Source organism: Niveispirillum irakense DSM 11586 (assembly GCF_000429645.1).
Classification (GTDB): Bacteria; Pseudomonadota; Alphaproteobacteria; order Azospirillales; family Azospirillaceae; genus Niveispirillum; species Niveispirillum irakense.
Map to the genome: position 1 here is coordinate 73,616 of NZ_AUCG01000022.1, position 22,175 is coordinate 95,790.

At 61.6% G+C, this 22,175-nt stretch carries 17 protein-coding genes; 8 read left to right on the forward strand and 9 right to left on the reverse strand.

Annotated features, from left to right (window positions below; translation table 11 throughout):
- The first annotated feature begins 34 nt into the window (after nt 1–34).
- From xylB to G473_RS0110995, 6 genes are all read left to right on the forward strand, one after another.
- Nucleotides 35–799 carry a D-xylose 1-dehydrogenase gene (xylB, locus tag G473_RS0110970; protein WP_029013134.1) on the forward strand — a complete coding sequence of 255 codons (765 nt, stop codon included), beginning with the start codon at nt 35–37 and terminating at the stop codon, nt 797–799.
- Nucleotides 796–1,680 (forward strand): SMP-30/gluconolactonase/LRE family protein, encoded by an 885-nt coding sequence (locus G473_RS0110975; protein WP_035706721.1) that lies wholly within the window; start codon nt 796–798, stop codon nt 1,678–1,680. Before xylB ends, G473_RS0110975 begins: the two co-directional genes overlap by 4 nt.
- On the forward strand, nt 1,677–3,458 hold the full coding sequence (locus G473_RS0110980; protein WP_029013136.1) for an IlvD/Edd family dehydratase: 1,782 nt from the start codon (nt 1,677–1,679) through the stop codon (nt 3,456–3,458). Before G473_RS0110975 ends, G473_RS0110980 begins: the two co-directional genes overlap by 4 nt.
- Before the next feature lie 66 nt (nt 3,459–3,524).
- Nucleotides 3,525–4,985 carry a sugar porter family MFS transporter gene (locus G473_RS0110985; RefSeq protein ID WP_084437968.1) on the forward strand — a complete coding sequence of 487 codons (1,461 nt, stop codon included), beginning with the start codon at nt 3,525–3,527 and terminating at the stop codon, nt 4,983–4,985.
- Nucleotides 4,986–5,110: 125 nt separating this feature from the next.
- Complete coding sequence (locus G473_RS26390) at nt 5,111–6,199, forward strand: LacI family DNA-binding transcriptional regulator (RefSeq protein ID WP_051330156.1); 1,089 nt, start codon at nt 5,111–5,113, stop codon at nt 6,197–6,199.
- Between the two features lie 5 nt (nt 6,200–6,204).
- Entirely contained in the window at nt 6,205–8,382 is a 2,178-nt protein-coding gene (locus G473_RS0110995; RefSeq protein WP_029013138.1) for a SulP family inorganic anion transporter, read from the forward strand.
- A 65-nt stretch (nt 8,383–8,447) separates the two neighbouring features.
- Here G473_RS0110995 and G473_RS0111000 read toward each other — a convergent pair whose 3' ends face one another.
- The 9 genes from G473_RS0111000 to G473_RS0111040 form a co-directional block, all read right to left on the reverse strand.
- The gene (locus G473_RS0111000; RefSeq protein ID WP_051330157.1) at nt 8,448–10,157 is read right to left on the reverse strand and encodes a long-chain-fatty-acid--CoA ligase; all 1,710 of its coding nucleotides are present in this window, start codon (nt 10,155–10,157) and stop codon (nt 8,448–8,450) included.
- A gap of 97 nt (nt 10,158–10,254) precedes the next feature.
- A complete protein-coding gene (mnhG, locus tag G473_RS29890; protein WP_245580042.1) occupies nt 10,255–10,695 on the reverse strand; it encodes a monovalent cation/H(+) antiporter subunit G in 441 nt (146 codons plus the stop codon).
- Nucleotides 10,682–11,008 (reverse strand): MrpF/PhaF family protein, encoded by a 327-nt coding sequence (locus G473_RS0111010; protein ID WP_029013140.1) that lies wholly within the window; start codon nt 11,006–11,008, stop codon nt 10,682–10,684. The genes mnhG and G473_RS0111010 overlap by 14 nt, the downstream gene beginning before the upstream one ends.
- Complete coding sequence (locus G473_RS0111015) at nt 11,005–11,478, reverse strand: Na+/H+ antiporter subunit E (protein ID WP_029013141.1); 474 nt, start codon at nt 11,476–11,478, stop codon at nt 11,005–11,007. Before G473_RS0111015 ends, G473_RS0111010 begins: the two co-directional genes overlap by 4 nt.
- Nucleotides 11,475–13,043, reverse strand: coding sequence for a Na+/H+ antiporter subunit D (locus G473_RS26400; protein WP_051330158.1), 1,569 nt, complete (start codon nt 13,041–13,043; stop codon nt 11,475–11,477). Before G473_RS26400 ends, G473_RS0111015 begins: the two co-directional genes overlap by 4 nt.
- Nucleotides 13,040–13,402, reverse strand: coding sequence for a Na+/H+ antiporter subunit C (locus G473_RS0111025; protein WP_029013142.1), 363 nt, complete (start codon nt 13,400–13,402; stop codon nt 13,040–13,042). The genes G473_RS26400 and G473_RS0111025 overlap by 4 nt, the downstream gene beginning before the upstream one ends.
- Nucleotides 13,402–13,827: a Na+/H+ antiporter subunit B gene (locus tag G473_RS0111030; RefSeq protein WP_210163287.1), complete on the reverse strand. Its 426-nt coding sequence runs from the start codon at nt 13,825–13,827 to the stop codon at nt 13,402–13,404. Before G473_RS0111030 ends, G473_RS0111025 begins: the two co-directional genes overlap by 1 nt.
- On the reverse strand, nt 13,824–16,148 hold the full coding sequence (locus G473_RS0111035) for a putative monovalent cation/H+ antiporter subunit A (protein WP_029013144.1): 2,325 nt from the start codon (nt 16,146–16,148) through the stop codon (nt 13,824–13,826). The genes G473_RS0111030 and G473_RS0111035 overlap by 4 nt, the downstream gene beginning before the upstream one ends.
- Nucleotides 16,149–16,280: 132 nt before the next feature.
- Nucleotides 16,281–16,829 (reverse strand): gamma carbonic anhydrase family protein, encoded by a 549-nt coding sequence (locus G473_RS0111040; protein WP_029013145.1) that lies wholly within the window; start codon nt 16,827–16,829, stop codon nt 16,281–16,283.
- Nucleotides 16,830–17,249: 420 nt separating this feature from the next.
- Here G473_RS0111040 and G473_RS0111045 point away from each other — a divergent pair, with 420 nt between their 5' ends.
- Together G473_RS0111045 and G473_RS29230 are read left to right on the forward strand one after the other, a co-directional pair.
- Nucleotides 17,250–17,699, forward strand: coding sequence for a DcrB-related protein (locus G473_RS0111045; RefSeq protein ID WP_029013146.1), 450 nt, complete (start codon nt 17,250–17,252; stop codon nt 17,697–17,699).
- 49 nt (nt 17,700–17,748) lie between these two features.
- The gene (locus G473_RS29230; RefSeq protein WP_029013147.1) at nt 17,749–22,173 is read left to right on the forward strand and encodes an RHS repeat-associated core domain-containing protein; all 4,425 of its coding nucleotides are present in this window, start codon (nt 17,749–17,751) and stop codon (nt 22,171–22,173) included.
- Nucleotides 22,174–22,175 lie beyond the last annotated feature (2 nt).

Consider the following 22,175-nt stretch of genomic DNA (forward strand, 5'->3'; position numbering starts at 1 on the left):
TTTCATACAGCCCTTAGCGAATAGTGATCCGAACATGAGCCACGCCATTTATCCCAGCCTGAAGGACAAGCGGGTGCTGATCACCGGCGGCGGGTCCGGTATCGGTGCCGGTTTCGTCGAAGCCTTCGTCCGCCAGGGGGCGAAGGTGCATCTGATTGATATCGCCGATGCCGATGCGGCCGAGTTGCTCGCGACGCTGAAAGGCACCACGGGGACGCTCCCCACCTATCACCATTGCGACCTGACCGATCTGAATGCCCTGCGCGCGACCATCGACAAGATCATCGAACTGGAAGGCGGCGTCGATATCCTGGTCAATAATGCCGCCAATGATGACCGGCATGTGGTTGAGGACGTGACGCCGGAATATTGGGACAACCGGATGGCCGTCAATCTGCGCCATCTTTATTTCGCGGCCCAGGCCGTGATCCCGTCCATGAAGGCCAATGGCGGCGGCGCCATCATCAATCTCGGCTCCATTTCCTGGCATCTGGCCTTGCCGGATATCGCGCTTTACCAGACCGCCAAAGCCGGGATCGAGGGCATGACCCGCGCCATGGCGCGGGATCTGGGTGCGGATAATATCCGCGTCACTTGCATTGTGCCCGGCGGCGTGAAGACGCCGCGCCAGATGCGGCTCTGGCACAATCCGGAGGAAGAGGCGCGCATGCTGGGCCAGCAATGCCTGAAATACCGGGTGGAGCCGAAGGATATTGCCGCCATGGCCCTGTTCCTGGCCTCTGACGATGCCCGCCTCTGCACGGGGCACAATTACTTCGTCGATGCAGGCTGGCGATGAGCGCGCTGTCGGATATCGCCCCCGAATGCCTGTGGGATGTTGGTGCCACGCTGGGTGAAGGTGCCTGTTGGGATGCGCCGGCGGGCTGTGTCTGGTTCACTGACATCAAAGGCTGCCGCATCCACCGTTATGACCCGGTTACAAACAGCCGTGAAAGCTGGGACGCGCCGGGCCAACCCGGTTTCGCCCTGCCCCGCACCAGTGGTGGATTGGTGGTGGGCATGCCGCACGGGCTCCATCATTTTGATCCCGAAACAGGTTCTTTTACCCTGCTTCGCACGGTGGAGGCAGATCGTTCCGGTAACCGGATGAATGACGGATTTGCCGATCCGCAAGGCCGGCTCTGGTTCGGTTCCATGGATGATGCAGAGGAAAGCTCCACTGGCGCGCTTTACCGCTGGGATGGTGAGGACGATCCGGCACGGCTGGAAGATGGCATCATCATCACCAACGGCCCGGCCCATAGCCCGGATGGCACCACGCTTTACCATACCGATACGCTGGATCGCAGCACCTGGGCCTATCGGCTGGCGGCGGATGGCAGCATCGCCGATAAACGCCTGTTCGCCCGGATTGAGGATGGCGCCGGGTATCCCGACGGTATGGCCGTGGACAGTGAAGGTTGTGTCTGGATTGCCCTGTTTGCGGGCTGGGGCATCCGCCGTTATGCCCCGGATGGAACGCTGCTGGGCAAGGTGCCCTTCCCCGTCGCCAATGTCACCAAGCTGGCCTTTGGCGGGGATGATTTGCGTACTGTCTATGCCACCACCGCCGCCAAAGGCTTGAGCGATGCCGAGCGCGCCGCCCAGCCGCTGGGCGGCGGCCTGTTCACCTTCCGCAGCCCGGTTGCGGGCCTGCCCTCCTATCGGGTGCGCGCATGAGTGAGATGAAGCCCCGCCGGTTCCGGTCCCGTGAATGGTTTGACGCGCCAGGGCGCGTCGATATGACGGCGCTCTATCTGGAGCGCTTCATGAATTACGGGCTGACGCCGAAGGAACTGCGGTCCGGGAAGCCGATCATCGGCATCGCCCAGACCGGCAGCGACCTGTCGCCCTGCAACCGCATCCATGTGGAACTGGCAAAGCGCGTCCGCGACGGCATCCGCGATGCCGGCGGTATCCCGTTTGAATTTCCCGTCCATCCGATCTTCGAGAATTGCCGCCGCCCGACGGCGGCGCTGGACCGCAACCTTGCCTATCTGGGCCTGGTGGAGGTGCTGCACGGCTACCCGATCGACGCCGTGGTGCTGACCACCGGCTGCGACAAGACCACGCCGGCCTGTGTCATGGCCGCGTCTACCGTCGATATCCCGGCCATTGTTCTGTCTGGCGGGCCGATGCTGGATGGCTGGTTCGAGGGGGAACTGGTCGGGTCGGGCACGGTGATCTGGAAGGGCCGCCGCCGTCTGGCCGCCGGCCAGATCGACGAGGAACAGTTCCTGGACCTTGCCGCCGCCTCGGCGCCTTCTGCCGGCCATTGCAACACGATGGGCACGGCCAGCACGATGAATGCCGTCGCCGAAGTGCTGGGCCTGTCCCTGCCCGGCTGTGCCGCCATCCCGGCACCGTACCGGGAGCGTGGGCAGATGGCCTATGCGACGGGCGAGCGTATCGTGCAGATGGCGTATGAGGATTTGCGCCCGTCAAAAATCCTCACCCGCGCCTCCTTCATCAATGCCATTGTCGCAACGGCTGCCATCGGCGGGTCCACTAATGCCCAGCCGCATATCGTCGCCATGGCCCGGCATGCCGGGATCGAGATCACGCACGAGGATTGGCGCCGCTACGGCTATGATGTGCCACTGATCGTCAATATGCAGCCCGCCGGCAAATATCTGGGCGAGCGATTCCATCGTGCCGGCGGCGTGCCCGCCGTTCTCTGTGAACTGGCGGCAACCGGCAAGATCGACACAAGCTGTCAAACCGTTACCGGCAAAAGCATCGGTGAGAATATCCAGGGCCGGGAAACGACCGACCGCGAGGTGATTTTCACCTGCGACAAGCCCTTGATCGACCGGGCCGGTTTCCTGGTACTTCAGGGCAATCTGTTCGATTTCGCCATCATGAAGACCTCCGTCATCTCCGACGAGTTCCGCCGCCGCTATCTCAGCGAGCCGGGCAAGGAAGGTGTATTTGAGGGCCGCGCCATCGTGTTCGACGGGCCGGACGATTATCATGAGCGCATCAATGATCCGGCGCTGAATATCGATGAGCGCTGCATCCTGGTGGTGCGCGGTGCCGGGCCGCTCGGCTTCCCCGGCTCAGCCGAAGTGGTGAATATGCAGCCGCCGGATGCCCTGCTGAAGCGCGGCATTACCAGCCTGCCCACCATCGGCGATGGCCGCCAGTCCGGCACGTCGGACAGCCCGTCAATCCTGAATGCCAGCCCGGAATCAGCGGCCGGCGGTGGGCTTTCCCTGCTGCGGACCGGCGATATCATCCGTCTGGACATCAATATCGGCCGTTGCGATATGCTGGTGGATCAGGCTGAACTGGACCGCCGGCGCATTGATGAACCCGCCCCGCCGATCCCTGCCTCCAAAACCCCCTGGCAGGAACTGTATCGCGACCATGTCGGCCAGTTGGACAGCGGTGGCTGCCTGGATATGGCCGTGAAATATCGCGGTGTGGCGGATGAGACGCCCCGACACAACCATTGAGCCAGGAAAGGCCGGCGGCGGGGTCACCTGCCGGCCTTATTCGCCCTTTCACGAACCGGGTGCTTGATGGAAACTGTCAAGGCTACGGGAAACAAAGAATCCAACAAGGAGACAGAGATGAGCGGTTCCGGGGAGGAACAGACCAATATGGGATTTGTCGCCGCCATTGTGGCGGTGGCGACCATTGGCGGTTTCATGTTCGGCTATGATAGCGGCGTTATCAATGGCACGGTGGAGGGGCTGAAGCAGGCCTTCAACTCCGACAGTGTCGATACCGGCTTCAATGTCGCCTCCATCCTGCTCGGCTGTGCTGCCGGTGCGTTTGGTGCTGCACGGCTGGCCGATATCATGGGCCGGCGCAAGGTGATGATGATCGCAGCCTGCCTGTTCATCCTCAGCGCCCTTATCACGGGCTTTGCCCACAGTTCCGCCATCTTCGTCTTCGGGCGTCTGATCGGCGGTCTGGGCGTTGGCGCGGCCTCGGTTCTGGCCCCGGCCTATATCAGCGAGGTCACCCCCGCTTCCATCCGTGGCCGTCTGGCCTCGGTCCAGCAGATCATGATTATTTCCGGCCTGACCGGCGCCTTCCTGGGCAATTACCTGATCGCTGCTGCTGCCGGTGGTTCAACCGAACCGTTCTGGCTGGGCTATGAAGCCTGGCGCTGGATGTTCCTGGCCCAGATCGTGCCCGCCGGCCTGTTCCTGGCAGCTTTGCTGACCATCCCGGAAAGCCCGCGCTATCTGGTGGTGAAGGGCAGGATTGAAGAGGCGCAGGCTGTGCTGTCCCGGCTGTTCGGCCCGGCAGCCGGCGCCCGGAAAGTTGTGGAAATCCGCGACAGTCTGGCCCAGGACCATCACCGTCCGAAATTGTCCGACCTGCTGGACAAGGTGACGGGCAAGGTCCGCCCCATCGTCTGGGTTGGTATCGGTCTGGCCGTTTTCCAGCAACTCGTCGGCATCAATGTCGTGTTTTATTACGGCGCGGTGCTGTGGCAGGCGGTCGGCTTCAGTGAGCATGACGCACTGCGCATCAACATTCTGTCCGGCACCCTATCCATCATGGGCTGCCTGGCGTCGATGGCGCTGGTGGACAAGCTGGGCCGCAAGCCGCTGCTGATCATCGGGTCCGCCGGCATGGCGGTGACGTTGGGTATCATGGCCTTTTGCTTTGGTTCCGGCTCGCTGGTGGATGGCAAGCTGCACCTGTCTGACAATGCCGGCCTGATCGCGCTGATCGCCGCCAATGCCTATGTGGTGCTGTTCAATTTCTCCTGGGGCCCTGTCATGTGGGTCATGCTGGGCGAAATGTTCCCCAACCAGATCCGGGGTTCGGGCCTGGCAGTCAGCGGCTTTGCCCAATGGACAGCCAATTTCGGCATCACCATGACCTTCCCCATCCTGCTGACCAGCATCGGCCTGACGGGGGCCTATGGTTTCTATGCCCTGTTCGCGGCCATTTCCTTCTTCTTCGTTCGCTCCCTGGTGCATGAAACCAAGGGCCGGGAACTGGAGAATATGGAGGGCTGAGATACTCTGCCGCCCCGCCATTGATCCATCATAGAAGGGCGTAACTGATCCAGAGATGGAAGAGGTTGCGCCCTTCCCCCGACAAAGCGGATAAAGAGATCATAAAAGGGGATCAGGGGCGTAAGATGGAAAAACAAAGGCGGCGCGGTACACAGGCGGTCACCATCCGTGAGGTGGCGGCCCGCGCCGGGGTCTCTTCCATGACGGTATCGCGGGTGATCAACAAGGACGAAAAGGTCCATGAGACCACCCGCGCCCTGGTTGAAGTCGCGATCAAGGAACTGAACTACGTTCCCAACCCCGCTGCCCGGCGTCTGGCCGGTTCCGACGCATTGCGTATCGGCCTGCTCTATTCCAACCCTTCCAGCGCTTATCTGTCGGAATTGCTGGTCGGTGCGTTGGATGAGACCAGCCGCGAAGGCCACCAGCTTATCGTGGAACGCTGCGCCGGCACGGCGAAGGCCCAGGCGGCAGTAACCCGGCTGCTGGCCGGCGGAGTCAATGCCTTCATCCTGCCGCCGCCCTTGTGCGAGGCAAAGCCCATCCTGGACCAGCTTGAACAGGCGAACGTGATCGCCGTCGTCGTCGCCCCGGGCCGACCAAACGCCAAGCTGCCCACAATCCGGATCGACAATTACCTTGCCGCCCGGCAGATGACAGAACATCTGCTGTCACTGGGCCATCGCCGGCTGGGCTTCATCAAGGGCCCGCGCAACCAGTCCGCGTCGGAGATGCGGCGGCGCGGCTTCATGGACGCCGTAACGGATGCCGGCCTGGACCCTGATAATATCCTGGTGGAGCAGGGCCAGTTTGATTATGCGTCCGGCTTGGGAGCTGCGGAGAAGCTGCTGTCCAATGCCAACCGGCCAACCGCCATTTTCGCCGCCAATGATGATATGGCGGCGGCCACCATCTCCGTCGCGCACCGGATGCGGCTGGATGTGCCGGGTGATCTGACGGTTGCCGGATTCGATGATACGTTGATCGCAACCACTGTCTGGCCGCCCTTGACCACCATCCGTCAGCCCATCGCCGCCATGGGCAAGGCGGCGGTCAGCCTGCTGGACAGTGCCATGCGCGCGCGCTGGTCAACCAGCGGCCGGCGGGAAGCGCCAGAACAAAGGCTGCTGGCCCATAAGCTGGTGAAACGTGAATCGACGGTTCCGCCACCCGACACAGTCAAACCCGCCAAACCGGCCATCAGCCAGCGATAAGGCCGATGCGGAAGCTTCTGGCGCCGGCCATGATGGGGATCATTGCCGGTATTGATAATCTGGGCGCTGGCGTTGCCTTCGCCGCCTTGATGTTCCCTGGCGCCATGGCGGGCGGCTTGGGGATGGGCGTCGGTGTCATCCTGTTGGGCGGGGCCCTGCTCTCCTTGTTGATCGCCCTGCGCAGTCAGCAGCCCAACAGCATCGCCCTGGTGCAGGAAACCAGTATTGCCATCCTGGCCGCCGCCATCGCCGGCATCACCCTGTCCATGACCGACCGGTCGGAAGAAACGCGGCTGGCAACGGCCTTTGCGATCCTGGGGACCAGCACCATTGCCACTGGTGGGTTATTCTGGCTGTTTGGCCGACTGCGTTTGGGAACGCTGGTCCGCTTCCTGCCCTATCCTGTTGTTGCCGGTTTTCTGGCCGGATCGGGCTGGCTGCTGATTGATGGCGGCCTGATGATGGTGACGGGGGAACAGGGGCTAGGCGCCATGGTAACCCGTCTGGCCGAGCCGCTGATCCTGGGCAAGTTGCTGCCTTCCTTCCTGTTCGCTGGCCTGATGATGTTGGCGCTGCGCCGTTCAACCAACCCGATGACGACATCGCTGGTGCTGATCGGTGCCGGGGGCCTGTTCTATCTAGCCATCAGCATCAGCGGCATATCCACGGATCAGGCGCGGGCTTGGCAATGGCTGCCGGATATGCCGGCGGGTGGGGGTGGGATCGCACTTCCCTCCCCGCTCTGGATTGTCACCGCAGCAGACTGGTCGGCGGTGATGTTGGCGGGGCCGGCCATTCTTTCCGCCGCCCTGCTCAGCATGATGGGATTGCTGCTGAATACCAGCGGGCTGGAAGTGGCGATTGGGCGCGAGATCGATGCCAATGCGGAGTTGCGGTCCAGCGGGGTTGCCAATCTGGCGGCGGGCTGTATCGGCGGCGCATCGGGCTTTACCGGCCTGGGCATTACCCTGCTGGCGGAAAGGATGGGGGCCAAAGGCCGCGGGGCCGGTATTGCTACAGCCATTGTGCTTCTGCTGGGGATGATCTGGGCGCCACAACTGGCGGCATCCATGCCCACATTCCTGGCCGCCGGTCTGATGATCTTCCTCGGCGTGGAACTGCTGCATGACTGGGCTGTACGGTCCCGCCGGCAATTACCGCTGGCGGAATGGCTGATCGTGCTGGCTATTCTGGCCACCATCATGGCCACAGGTTTCCTTGCCGGGCTGGCTGTAGGGCTTGGCGTATCAGTAATCACTTTTGTTTACAATTATGCCCGGCTGCCGGTGATCCGGCGCAGCGCCAGCGGGCGGGAAATTCGCAGCAGCGTGGATCGGTCCGCCACAGCCCTCCATCGGTTGGACAGTCAGGGACACCTTATTCAGGTTGTTGAACTGCAGGGCTATCTGTTCTTTGGCACCGTGGAACAAGTGGTCGGCTGTGTCCGCGCCCGACTGCATGGGGCAGGCCAACCGCCTTTACGTTTCCTGCTGCTGGATTTCCGCAGTGTCAGTGGCGTTGATTCCGCCGGCAGTTCCGGCTTCGTGAAGATCTGTAATATGGCCGCGACCGAGGGGGTGCAGGTGATTTTCTGCCATCTTCCCCCTTCCGTGCAGGACCTGTTTTGCCGGGCCGGTGTCGCATTCAACACAGGCGCCGACTGCTGCACCAGCCCCGATCTGGACCATGCGCTGGAACGGTGTGAAGAACAGATATTGGCAGAAGATGCAGAATTCCATGAGACGGGTGATGTCTTGCGGCATCTGGAGGCGATTTTAGGTCCCCATCCCCGCTTGCCGGATATTGTATCCGGTATGGAGCGGCTGATCCTGCCTGCGGGAGAGCGGCTGATCCAAGCCGGCGATGCCGCCGACGATATTTTCCTGGTTGGCGATGGCCGGGTGAAGGTGCAGGTGACCCTGCCCAATGGGCGGGTGCTGCGCCTGCGCACCATGACGGCTGGGGCCATTGTCGGCGAAATCACCCTGTATCTGGGGGGCAGCCGCACTGCCGATGTAATTGTGGAGCAGCAGGCGACCCTGTTCCGCCTGGGCCGTGCGGATTTACGGCGAATGGAACAGCAGGATAGCGATTTGGCCCTGTTGGTCCATCGGCTGCTGGCAACCACCCTGGCGGAGAGGCTGGCATTGGCGAACCGGCTGCTGCAACGCTCCCAGAATTAAAGAGGCGGCGAACATAATGCCGTTCGCCGCCTCTGCTTTCACCCAGTTTGACTGGCACTCATAAATCAGCCGGCCTTTTTACGCTCGGCCTCCAACTCATCCAGCAACGCCTTGCGGGACAGTTTGCCGATCATGGTCTTCGGCAATTCGTCGCGGAACTCATACATTTTCGGCTGTTCGATGGTGGACAGCTTGTCTTCGAGGAAGCGTTTCAGCTCTTCCGTGGTCAGTTCAGCCCCATCGCGTGCCTTGATATAGGCCTTCACGGTCTGGCCGCGATAGGGGTCCGGCACGCCCAGAACAATACATTCCGCCACCTGAGGATGCTGGTACAGCGCCTCTTCCACATTGCGCGGATAGACATTGTAGCCGCCGGCCAGGATCATATCCTTGATGCGGTCGACGATGAAAATATAGCCCTCTTCATCCATATAGCCGACATCGCCGGTATGGAGCATGTCGCCATCCAGCGTCTCCGCCGTTTCCTTTTCCTTTTTCCAATAGCCCTTCATCACCTGCGGGCCGATGATACAGATCTCGCCCCGCTCCCCGCGCGCCACTTCCGTGCGCCGGTCTTCCAGGCTGACAATGCGGATCTGGGTCTGCGGCACCGGCAGGCCGATGGAACCGGGACGGCTGGCATGGGGCGGGTTGATGGTGGCGATGGGGGAGGATTCCGACAGGCCGTACCCTTCCACCAGAGAGCAACCGGTCAGCCGCTCAAACTCCGCCTTCACCTCCACCGGCAGCGGCGCACCGCCGGAATTACACATATTGATGGAGGAAAGGTCGTACTTGGCCACATCCTTGAAATTATTGATGGCGGTATAGATGGTCGGTACCGCCGGGAACAGGGTGGGCTTTTTCTTATCAATGACCTGCAGCACCTGCTCCAGTTCAAACCGGGGCAGCAGGATCATCTCCCCGCCCTTCAGCAGGGTCAGGTTCATCACGCAGGTCATGGCGAAGACATGGAACAGGGGCAATACGCCCAGCATCCGCTCTTCACCATCGCGGGCATCGCGGAACCATAAGGTCGCCTGCAGCGCATTGGCGGCGATATTATGGTGGGTCAGCATCGCGCCCTTTGGCACGCCCGTGGTGCCACCGGTATATTGCAGCACGGCGACATCGTTGACCGGGTCGAATGTCACCGGCGCGGGGCGGCCATCATTGGCGATGATCTGCTTGAACCAGACATGCCGGTCATCGCGCGGAATATTTGCCAGCTCCTTCTTCTTCACGAAGGGGAATAGCAGGTTCTTCGGGAAGGGCAGCACGCCGGCCATCGGCACGACGATGATCTTCTTCAGCCGCGTCTGGCCGAACATGCGGGCCAGCTTGTCGTAAGTGACTTTCAGATCAAGGCTGATCATCCAATCAGCCTCGCTGTCATTGATCATGTGGCAGATTTCCCGCTCGGCATAGAGCGGGTTGAAATTCACCACGATGCCGCCGGCCTTCAGGATGCCGAAATAGCAGATGACGGCGTAAGGCGTATTGGGCAGGAACAGGCCAACCTTCTGACCCCGCTGCAAGCCCATTTCCTGCAGGCCCTTGGCGAAGCGATCCACCAGGGCGCCGATTTCGCTATAGGTGTATTTCTTGTCCAGGAAATCGACACAGGGGCGATTACCATAACGCGCCACCGACTGGGCCAGCATATCCGGCATGGACCGCACAGGGATCTGTGCATCCCACGATACGCCCGGCGGATAGGCACCTTCCCACAGAAAGGGGGTCCTGCCTTGGGTTTCCAACGCCACTTCGGCCATTTCTTCCTCCCGGACGTGCTTTGTGGCGCCTTCCAGCGCAGCGCCTTGATTCACCTATATCGGCAGGTAAAACCGAACCTCAAGTGATTATTCCGCCTTACGTTACGTCACCCGTACGGATTTTTGCGGATGGCGGCTGTGCTGCGTGTTTCTCCGCTCCTTTTGCATGGGCTTGCCGCATACGAACCGCCGGATCATCTGCACTGCCCCGCAATTCGTCATAAGGGGCGATGACACTGTCCGGCGGCTCGCTGGCATAAATGGCACGGCCAATCATGTGCGCGGCGACCGGAGTCGAAAGCAGCAGGAACAGGATCGCGGCAATCGCACGCGCCAAAACGTCGATGCCGGGAAAGAACAGGGCAACGGCCACCAGAACCATGCCGCACCCCAAAGCCCCGGCCTTGGAACTGGCATGCATGCGGGTCAGCGCGTCAGGCAGACGGACCACACCCAGCGCGGCGACCAGACAGAAAAAAGCGCCCCCCACAGCCAACAGGCCGACAAGGGCCTGATGCAGATGTTCAGCCATGTTCATTTTCTGCCTCCCGCGTGGGTGCCAGCTTTTCCGCTGCCTGCTTCTCCATCAAACGCGCATAGGCAACCGTGCCGAAGAAGGCCACCAGGGCCAGGGCAATAGCGGCATCCAGAAACACGATCCGGCTTTGATACAGGGTGAACAGGGCGATGAAGGCGACTGCCAGCACCCCGAAAAGATCAATGGCAACGATCCTGTCCCCCTTGGTCGGCCCACGCAGCACGCGCAGGACGGTCAGGGCGAAGGCCATGAACAGCATGATCAGGGCCAGAACCAGGCACCAGGACAGGAAGGGGCTGATTTCTCCGCTCATCGCAGCAGCTCCAGAATGCGGCGTTCCATTGCCAGTTTGATGTCGTCGCGCACGGTCGCCGCATCCTCACCAAACATGGTGTGGACATAAAGCGTGCGGCGGTCAGGCGACACATCCAGCGACAGGGTACCGGGTGTGAGGGTGACGGAACTGGCCAGCAGCGTGATTTCCATATCGGTGCGCACATCCAGCGGCACCGCCACCACGGCCGGGCGCACAGCCGGGCCGAAACCCAGCACCGACCGCGCCACCTTCCAGGAGGAAACCCAGATTTCCTTCACCAGCCACAGGATGTAGCCGAAAGAGCCCCATAGGACATGGAAGTAGCGCTGCCCCGGATATAAGGGCCGCGCCAGCCACAAGACCAGATGCCCCAAGGCAAAACCGGCGACAAAACCGGTCAGGCTGAAATCGGCATTGAAGGCCATCCAGGCGATGGCAAGCAAGAAGTTGAATAAGAACAGGGTCATGGCGTCACTCCTTCACCCATTCCGTCAACTTCTGCCGATCCCAGCATGGTGGGTATGGTGGAAGGGGCGCCCAGCACCGCTTCCACATAGGCGTCAGTGTCGATCAGGCTGGAGGCTGCGGCATCGGCCAGACGCATCAATGGTTCCGCATTCAAACCGATGGTCACGGTAATGGCGGACAAAAGCACCAGGGGGGCCAGCAGGGTGAGGCGTGTACCCCCCGTCAGGGCAACGGTTCCGGCCAGCTTTCCTGCTGGGTTCTCCTTCCAGATCATTTCCGCCCAAAGCCGCCCGACCAGCCAGAAGGTCAACAAGCCCGTCACCAGCGCGGCGGCGACAATCGCCCAGTTATCCACCGCTAAGCCGGCCCGGACCAGCATCAGCTTGGACCAGAAGCCAGACAGTGGCGGGAAGCCGGCCAGCGAGGCCAGCGGCACGAACAGCACAATGCACAGGACCGGTGCCGCTGTGAACAGGCCGCCCAGGCTGCGATAGGACGTATCGCCGCCCGACAGTCGCCGCACCACGCCGGCGCCCAGGAACAGGTTCGTCTTCACCACGATGTCATGCACCAGATAGAAGACGGTCCCGGCAATGGCCAGCGGGGTATAAAGCGCCAGCCCCATGATCATGTAGCCGATATGGGCGACCACCTGCCAGGACAGGGCGCGCCGCAGATCACGCACAGCCAGGGAGCCAAGGGCCCCCACCACCATGGTGGCACCGGCGATCCAGAGCAGCATGCCATGGGTCCATTCCGTATCGCCGATAAAAATCAGGGTGAAGCAGCGCAGCAGGGCATAGACGCCCACCTTGGTCAGCAAACCAGCGAAGATTGCCTGAACCGCCACGGACGGGGTGTGGTACGCGGCCGGCAGCCAGAAGAAGAGCGGGAATACCGCCGCCTTCATCCCGAACGCGATGATGAACAGCACGGCAATGGTGGTTACCAGCCCCTTATTCTCCACCATCGGCACCCGGATGGCGAGATCGGCCATGTTCAACGTGCCGGTGATCCCATATAGCAGCGCGACAGCCAGCAGGAAGCAGGCCGTTGCGATCAGGTTGATACCGGCATATTTCAAGGCGCCGTCAATCTGCTCCTTGGTGCCGCCAAGCGAAAGCAGCACGAAGGAAGAGATCAGCATCACCTCAAACCAGACATACAGGTTGAACAGGTCACCGGTGATGAAGCTGCCGCAGACCCCGACCATCAGCACCTGGAAGACGGTGTGATAACCGCCCCTCTCCCGCACCGGGTCAATATCGCCCAAGGCATAAACGGCAACCGCAAGCGCCATGATGGCCGAAACCAGGACCATCAGGGCCGATAGCGGATCAGCGACAAGGGTGATGCCGAAGGGGGCCGCCCAGCCGCCCATCTGTGCGGCCTGAATACCGTGCGCCATGACCTGCCGCAGCAGCAATGCCGCCAGAACCAGCAGGATGGCGCTGCCTGCAAGGGACAACAGCCTTTGCACGGCAGGACGATGCCAGAACAGGGCGCACAGCGCTGCTGTGGAAAGCGGGACCAGGATCGGCGATGCGACCAGCCAGCCGATCATGGCGCGTCCTCCTTCGGTTCTGCGGTGCGCATGTCACGGCTATCCAGGGTGCCCAGTTCCTGATACGCGCGATAGGCCAGGGCCAGGGCGAAGGACAACAGACCGAACCCGATGACGATGGCCGTCAGGATCAGGGCCTGGGGCAGCGGATTGGACAGCCCCTGCCCCAACCCATCCTGTCCCGCCGCGATCAGCGGCGGTTGGCCAACCGTCAGCCGGCCAACCAGCAGGATGGAGACATTGACCGCGTTGGACAGCAGGATCACGCCGAACAACACCCGCAATATCTGCCGCGACAAGAACAGATAGACGGCGCCGGCAACCATGCCACCGACCGCAAAAGCCATGATGGTTTCCATCACAGATCCTCTTCCATCAGGCTTTGGATCATGGCCATCAGGCCGCCCACGACGACCAGATAGACCCCGATATCGAACAGCACGGGCGTGCCCAGCGCCAAGCCCTTGGCCCCATTCTCATCCGTGAAGATGATCCAGCGCGCGGTCATGAAAGTGTCGCCACCGGGGGCGGCGAACAGGCCGGATACGATGCCCATCGCCAGCCCGGCGGCCAGGATGGTACGCGGGTCCAGCACCAGCACCTTGCGCATTTCCGCCACGCCAAAGGCCAGCGCATGCAGGGCGAACGCGACCGCACAGACCAGACCGCCGACAAACCCGCCGCCCGGCTCATTATGGCCGCGCCAGAGGATAAAGACAGAGAACAGCACCATCAGGGCCAGCAGCAGGCGTGTGGCGGTACGCAGGATCAGACTGTCCATCATGGCGCTTCTCCCTGCCGGACCTTGGGTTTGGGGACGCGCGCCTTGAGCAGGGCCAGCACGCCAAGCCCCGCTGTTGCTACCACCGTGATTTCACCCAGCGTATCGAAGCCGCGGAAATCAACCAGGATCACATTCACCACATTGCGGCCATAGGCTTCCAGATAGGAAGCATCGCCGAAGAAGCGTGACAGTTCCAGCGACAGGGGCGATGCGATGATCGCCAGCAGGATCGCCGTCACCGTTCCGCCCAGGCCGACGGCCAGCACGCCATGGAACAGCTTTGTCGCCATGCCCCGATCGGTAACGGCCGGCAATGTCGGCAAGCGGGACAGGACCAGCACCAGGATGATGGCGGTCAGCGTTTCCACCATCAATTGGGTGATGCCAACATCAGGCGCGCCATAGACCAGGAAAAACAGGGCGATGGACAGGCCGGTGACCGAGAGAGAGGTGATCGCCGCCAATCGCGACCGGCCGATCAGGGCACCGATGGTACCCACGACCATCATCGTTGCCAGTGGCAGCGCCAGCCATTCCCCTTCATGGAAGGTAAAAGCCGGCATCCTGATCGCACTGCGCAGCCACAGGGTGCCGCCCACCATTGCCAGCATGGCGGTAAAGATGATGGCCGTGTAACGGACCATCTCTCCCCCTTGCAGCAGGTGCGTCACCCGCCGGGCAAACCTGTCCAGCCCGTTCAGGATATGGTCCCAGCCCTTGTCGGCATCGAACCGCGTGATCCGCTGCAGCCCAGCCAGGATGGACTTGACCGGAACCAGCGCCAGGAACAGAAGCACCCCCAGGGCGACGGTCAACACCGAAAGCCCCAGGGCCGGCGTGATGCCGTGCCAGAGATGCAGTTCAACCGGCAGCGGCGCGCCCTGCAGGCTGCCCGCCACCTGCGTCAGCAACCCATCCAGGGCGGCCGGATAAAGACCCAGCCCCAGGCCAAGGGACGCCAGAACCGCCGGCCCCAGCCACAATTCCGGCCCGCCTTCATGGGCATGGGAGGCAGCCTTGCTGGGGGCGCCCAGGAAGGGCTTCACAAAGACAAGACCGGCGGCCCCCAGCATGGTGGCATTGGCCAGAATGGCAGCGGCCATGGCGGCCCAGGCATTCGGCCCGGCCCCCAGCAGCCCTTCATAAATCAGTTCCTTGCCGATAAAGCCCAGGAAGGGCGGCAGGCCGGACATGGAAAGGGCCGCGAGCGCGATGAACAGCGCCGTCACCGGCATTACCCGGCGCAGGCCCCCCAGTTCCGATACTTCGCGCGTGCCGGTGCCATGGTCGATGGCGCCCACCCCCATGAACAGCGCACCCTTGTAAAGCGCATGCGCCAGCAGGAAGACAGCAAAGCTACGCAACGCATATTCCGTGCCCAGCCCCACAAGCATCACCAGGGTGCCGAGCGCCATCAGGGTGGTATAGGCCAGCACCTTTTTCAGGTCGGTAGCCCGCAGCGCCATCAAGCCGCCCCACATGGCCGTCAGCGCCCCTGCGGAAACCAGGGTCCAGAACCAGAGATCGGTACCACCCAGAATGGGTGACAGGCGGGCCAGCAGATAGACACCAGCCTTCACCATGGTGGCGGAATGGAGATAGGCGCTGACCGGTGTCGGCGCGTCCATGGCATTGGGCAGCCAGAAATGGAACGGCACCTGTGCCGACTTGGTGAAGGCCGCCAGCACCAGCAGGATGAAGATCGGCAGATACAGCGCATGCGCCGTCATATCCGCGCCTGACGCGATGATGGCACCCAGCTCCGTTTGCCCGGATGCCAGGCCCAGCAGGATCAGGCCCGCCAGCAACGCCATGCCGCCCCCGCCCGTGACCAGCAAAGCCTGGATGGCGGACCGGCGCGACCGTGAGTCGGTATGATTGAAACCGATCAGCAGGAAGGAGGTGACAGAAGTCAGTTCCCAGAAAACGAACAGTGCAATCAGGTCATCCGCAAGGACCAGCCCCAGCATCGCGGCCATGAAGGACATGATGAAGAGATGGAACCGGCCTTCCTGCGGATGTCCCCGCAGATAGCCGCCCGCATAAAGCACGATAAAGGCGCCGATGCCACAGACCAGCAGGGCAAACAGAAGCGACAGCCCATCCAGCCGGAAAGACAGTGCCACACCCATGGCTGGCACCCAATCCACCGATTGGGTGATAACGGCACCACCGGCGACCGCCGGCACCTGGAGGCCAAACCAGACAGCCGCCCCCGCCGGCACCAGGGCCAGAAGCCAGTGAGACCAGGCGGGGAAAAGCCGGTTGAGGGCAGGCGCCAACATCGCCGCCAGGAAGATTGCCAATATCGCTGTCAGCATTGAGCGGGCAGCCTCTTTTTATCGTTTTCGCTGCCTGCAATATAGGGGGTATCTCCCCTCCATCAACCAGAACCGGACATGGGCATGTCGAAAAACGGCTTTTTCGGATCAAAGACTTGATGGCGGAGGGGGTCAGCCGGGGCCGCCGCCCACCTCTGCCAGATAAATTTCTGCCATATCAGCATAAGAAGGGGTGATGCGCGTTTGCATCAACCGGTCCTCGTCTGTCAGGGGGCGGAGAAAGCGGGCTGGGCTACCGCCCCATAACTCCCCTGCCTTCACCCTTTTGCCGGGGGTTACCAAAGCACCTGCGGCAACCATGGCACCGCTTTCCACCACCACGCCATCCATGACGCAGGCTTTCATGCCGATGAAGGCATTATCCTCCACCACGCACCCATGCAGCAGCGCCATATGCCCGACCGTGACATGATCACCAATGATGGTGCTGAACCGGTCCCTGGTACAATGGACGACGGAACCGTCCTGGATATTGGTGCCCTTTCCGATCCGGATGGAATGGACGTCCCCCCGGATGGTGACGCCAAACCAGATGCTGCTTCTGGCCCCGATCTCCACATCCCCGATCACCACGGCGTTCGCCAGAAAAGCACTGGGGTCGATCCGGGGCCGGATGCCGTTGAAGGGTAGGATCAGCGGCTGCAATTGATTGGATGACATGGGGCTTTCTCGACACTCACCTGTCTTGGACAGGGGCAGTATGCCCGCATTCCTCCCCAATTTCACTCTTCACGCGCCGGCAGGGCAGATGGGGTGGGGGCTTCAGTCGTGAAGGTTCGGCCAGCGCGCAGATGGTAAGATTCTCTTGGCTTCGAAATTAAAAACCAAACCACCTAAATATGTAGGAAATTATGAATAATAGAGAATTATAATAATAGAGTATTTGCGCAAAAAATAAACATTATCAATGCCTTGCTTTGAGATAAAAAATTAATTCATTTCAGAAGATAATTATCTTCTTAATTTTAATGAGACATATGCATAATTTTCTGAAGTGTTTTTATACGAAAGGCAAAACCCCACTTAAGGCCTGCTTTTCGTGGAGTAAGTTAAGCACATCCAACCGTTTCAGGATTGGCTATGCCGCAGACCTGCCACACGCGCGATTTCTCTTTCCAAGTGGCGGATGACTGGGTGGACCGGTCAATGATCGCCTGGTCGGCGCCTATTGATGGGCGCGGGCCGACTGCTCCAAATCTGATGATCGCCTATGATCGACCACCGCCAGAAGAAACGGTCGGTGCTTATGTGAACCGGCAACTACAGGATCTTTCCACCCGTGCCCAAGGCTTCCAACTGGAACTGCGGCGCGATGCGATGCTGGCTGGGCAAGCAGCGGTGGAAATCATGTTCCAGTGGAATTCCGGCAGCGGGATAATCCGGCAACGCCAGATTTATAGCCTGCTTCCGGACGGGCGTTGCATCTGCATCGTCAATACAGCCCCCGCTGATCGGTTTGCCGACAGCGACAAGCAATTCCTGGCCATTCTGGACAGTTTTGTTTGGTCGGGACCAAAGAGACCGACCTGAGGGAACGCCCGACCACCAATGGCAAATCACTCCAACCCGATAGATTGAGATGGACGGCGAATACAACGCCGCCCGCGTGGGCGACCCGATCAGCCATAGTAGTGCGATGATGGGATTCATCATCGGGGCCGGGATTGGCTTGGCTGTTGGCTTGGCTGTTGGCGCGGCAACTATCGCTTTGGTGGTCGGAACAGGGGGGATAGGGCTCACCGTGGCCGGGGCGGTATTGGGGGCTGTGGCAGGAGCAGGCGAAGGTGCCCTGCGTGGAAAAGAATTTGGGTCAACCTTCACCCATTCCGCCGGGCATATCGGTCCGACCTGCTCACCCAATGTCATCATCAACGGCAAGGCCGCAGCGCGTGCCATCATGGATGTCGGGCTCTGCTCCGACCATCACCGCAGACCCCAGCGCATCGCCCAAGGCAGTCAGTCCGTCATTATAAATAAACGTCCAGCAGCGCGCGTAAGCGATCAATTGGAATGCGCAGGGGTCATTGCCGCCGGTTCACCCAATGTCTTCATCGGCGGACAGGCTGGGGATTATCTGCCCATCTCGGGCGAAGTGCCCGCCTGGATGGTGACAATGGCCGAATATATGGTCATTACCGGAACCGCCCTTGGACTGGTCGTTGGGGCGGGTGCGGCGATCATTGCCGGCGGGCTCTGCGGGTTGATTATATTCACCGGGCGCGTTATCGGCGCAAAAATCGGCAGCGAGTTGATGACTCCCGTTCTGGGCAAGGTTGGTGAAGCCATTGGGGGAGAGCGTGGCCGGCTGGTAGGTGAACTGGTCGGTGACAAAATAGGTGGCTTTGTCGGCGGCAAGCTCGGCAACCGTCTGACGGCGGGTCATCCTGTAGACGTTGCGACGGGCGAGCTTTTCACCGAGGCGCTGGATTTTGAGATTGCCGGCCCAGTGCCGCTGGTCTGGTCACGGGTCTGGATATCCAACTCGACCCATCGGGGGGAATTGGGGGCAGGCTGGCATCATCCGTTTGACATGGCGCTTTATCGTTGGGTTGAAGGTGGCGGTTGGGCCGTACGGCTGGGCGATGGGCGGCTGGCTTTCTTTACCGATCCAATACCGGGGCAGCCGGCCCTGAACAGCGTCGAGCGGTTGATGCTGCTGACCGACGGGCAGCATCACTGGGTAAGCGACTATCTCGGCACCCGCTTCGCCTTTGGCGACCGTGATGGGGAAACCGGTCTGCACCATCTGCTGGCCGTCGGTGATGCCAATGGTAATGAAATCCGCCTGTCACGCGGCCCCGGCGGTCGGCTGCTAGGCATCCGTGACAGCGCCGGTCGCGATTACGGGGTGGAAACCGACCGGGCCGGTCGCCTTCTCACCATTGATGTGCCCCATCCGGACGGGGTGGATGAGCGCGGTCAGCCCCGCCGACTTCGGCTGGTGACATATCGCTATGACGCGGCCGGCGACCTGGTGGAAGCCTCTGACGCCCGCGGCCATAGCTGGCACTACCGATATGAAAACCACCTGCTGGTGGAGGAGACGCAGCGGGGCGGCCTTGCCTTCCATTTCGTCTGGGACGATGTCGCGCGTGGGCGGGCTGCCCGCTGTGTGCAGACCTGGGGCACCAACGGGCTCTATCAAGCCAAGCTCACCTACGATACTGAGGCACGCACCACCGATGTCGTCACTGGCCGGGGCGCGCGGACCCGCTATCACTGGAACCCGGACGGGCAGGTGGAGGCAGAAACCGACCCGGTGGGCGGGGTAACGACGCGAAGCTATGACCACGCCGGCCATCTACTGGCCATCACCGGCCCCGATGGTGCCACGCTGCGCTTCTCATATGATGGGCTGGGCCGGGTGGTAGAGCGGGTCGATCCCGATGGCGCGACACTGAAACTCACCTATGGCAGCGAGGACGCGGATGACCCCATCCGCCCAGACCTGGGCCGCCCGGTACAGGTGGTGGAGGCCGATGGCGCCACCCACCGCTTCACCTATGATATGCGGGGGAATCTGGCCCAACATATCCCCCCTTCTGGCCAGCCGCGAACCTATCTGCGCGACGAACGCGGCCTGCCGCTGATCCTGCGCGATGTGCTTGGCACTATCCAACGCCTCACATGGTCCGCCAGCGGCGACCTCCTAACGGAAGCGACCGAGAAAGGCCCCTGTCGCCAGTATGAGCATGATGCGCTGGGCCGGGTGATCTCCGTCCAGCGCGGCACCGATGCGCCCCTGCGTCTCAGCCGCGACGAAAATGGCAATCCCGTCACCATCCACCGCCCCGATGGTGGCACGGTGGAACTGGACTATGACGCCGAAGATCATGTCACCAAACACAAGGACCCGCTGGGGCGGGTGACGCGCTGGCGCTATGACGGGCTGCCCTATCCGCTGGAACGCATCGCTGCCGATGGTTCCCGCTTCCAGTATCATTACGACAGCGAACTGAACCTGGTCGGTCTGACCAACGCGAAGGGGGAGCGCTATCGGCTGGATTACGACCCCGCCGGGCGGCTGGTGGCGGAAACCGGGTTCGACGGGCGGCTGATCCAGTATCGGCGCGATGCCGCCGGCTTCGTGGTGGAAAGCACTGACCAGGGCCGCCCCACCCGTTTCAGCCGCGATATCCAGGGCCGGCTGGTGGCGGCGCGGTTCGCCGATGGCCGCGCCCACCGCTATCGCTATGATCTGGTGGGAAGGCTGCTGGCGGCGGAAACGCCGAACCATGCCAGCCTGTTCGGCTATGATGCCGATGGCAGGCTATCGGTGGAGCGCCAGGGGGCGCTGGAAATCCGCCATCTGCATGATGCGCGCGGTCGCCGCACCGGCACGCTGTTGCCCGATGGGCGGCGGCTGGACCTGGCCTGGGGCGAGGATGGGTTGCCGGCGGCGGTGTCCTGTGACAGGCGTGAGATTGCCCGTTTCCAGCGCGATGCGGCGGGGCGGGAGATCGGCCGGCAGGTCGGCAGCATTTTCCAGCGCCAGGATTTCGACCCGCAGGGGCGGCTGATCCGGCAGGAAGGCATCCGCCGCGGCGGGGCCGTCAGTTTCAGCCGTGCCTATGGCTATGATGGCGCCGACGCGCTGGTGGCGATCGAGGATGCCAAGCGCGGGGTTCGTCGCTATCGCTATGATGCCTGCGACCGATTGCTGGCGGTGGAAGGCAGCAGCCCGGAAAGTTTCGTTCCCGATCCGGCCGGCAATATCCTGGCATCTGGCGCCGATGCTGGTTTCGGGAGTAGGGAGGCCAAAGGCGACCGGCTGCTGGTGCATGGCGATGCCAAGTTCCAGTATGATGAATGGGGCAACCGGGTACGGGAATGGCGAGGCGCCGGCGGGGTAGTATCGTTAACTTACCGATATGATGCCAGCAACCGGCTGGTGGCGGTGGATCGGCAGGACCGGCGCGGTCGCACGCTGGCTCGCTATGGCTATGATGCCTTCGGGCGGCGGCTGTGGAAACAGACCGCCCACCTGCCCCCGGCCAGCGCGAATGATGATACCCCCTCCCCTGGCACGGACGCCGCTACCGATCCCGTCTGGCAGCGCACGGATTTCCTCTGGGATGGCGATGTGCTGCTGGCCGAAAGCACCCCGCACAGCCCGGATGCTGCCGCCCCCGATCCGCTTTCGGTCGTCTACCTGCATGAACCCGGCAGCTTCCGCCCACTGGCACAGCTCCGCCGCAGGGGCGGACCTGACCAACCGCCGCAGGTCTATCACTACCATCTGGACCATCTCGGCACGCCGCAGGAACTGACCAACGATAATGGCGACTTGGTCTGGCAGGCCGAATATCGCGCCTGGGGCGCGCTGGCAAAGCTACATGTGGCGGATGTCGATAACCCGCTGCGCTTCCAGGGCCAGTATCATGACCCTGAAACCGGCTTGCATTATAACCGCCATCGTTACTACGCCCCCAACGAGGGCTGCTTCACCAGCCAGGACCCAATCCGGCTGGCCGGCGGCAGCAACCTTGCGGCTTACGCGCCGAACCCAGTAGGATGGGTCGATCCGCTAGGGCTGAGTTGTAATACCTGGAACGAGTTTCAGAAAGCCCATAAGGGTCAGTTTAAAAATTCGACTGATGCATCTAAATCCTATCGCAACCTCGTAAACCATGAGTCTCCTTGGCCTGAGGGCTTCACTCCCACAGCCGACGTTCTAAAGCCGGGTACGCAGTTCAACATGGCGCTGAGCCCGACTCAGCCCTCCACAAGACCCGGGGCATTTGGCTCACCAGATAATATCCCCAACGTGGCTTATGTGAGAAATGAACTGGCAGTTAAAGAAGGTTGGAAACCATCTGTTGATCGGGTCGTCACTTATGAGGTTACTAACGACTTGCCCATCCTGAAGGGATCCGTAGGACCACAAATTGACAAAGGAACGAACACGTATCTACCTGGCGGCGGCAATCAGTACCAACTGAACGTTCCCGGCGCGGATCGTATGAATTATTTAAAGATTGTGAACGAAAACCTAATTAACTAAAA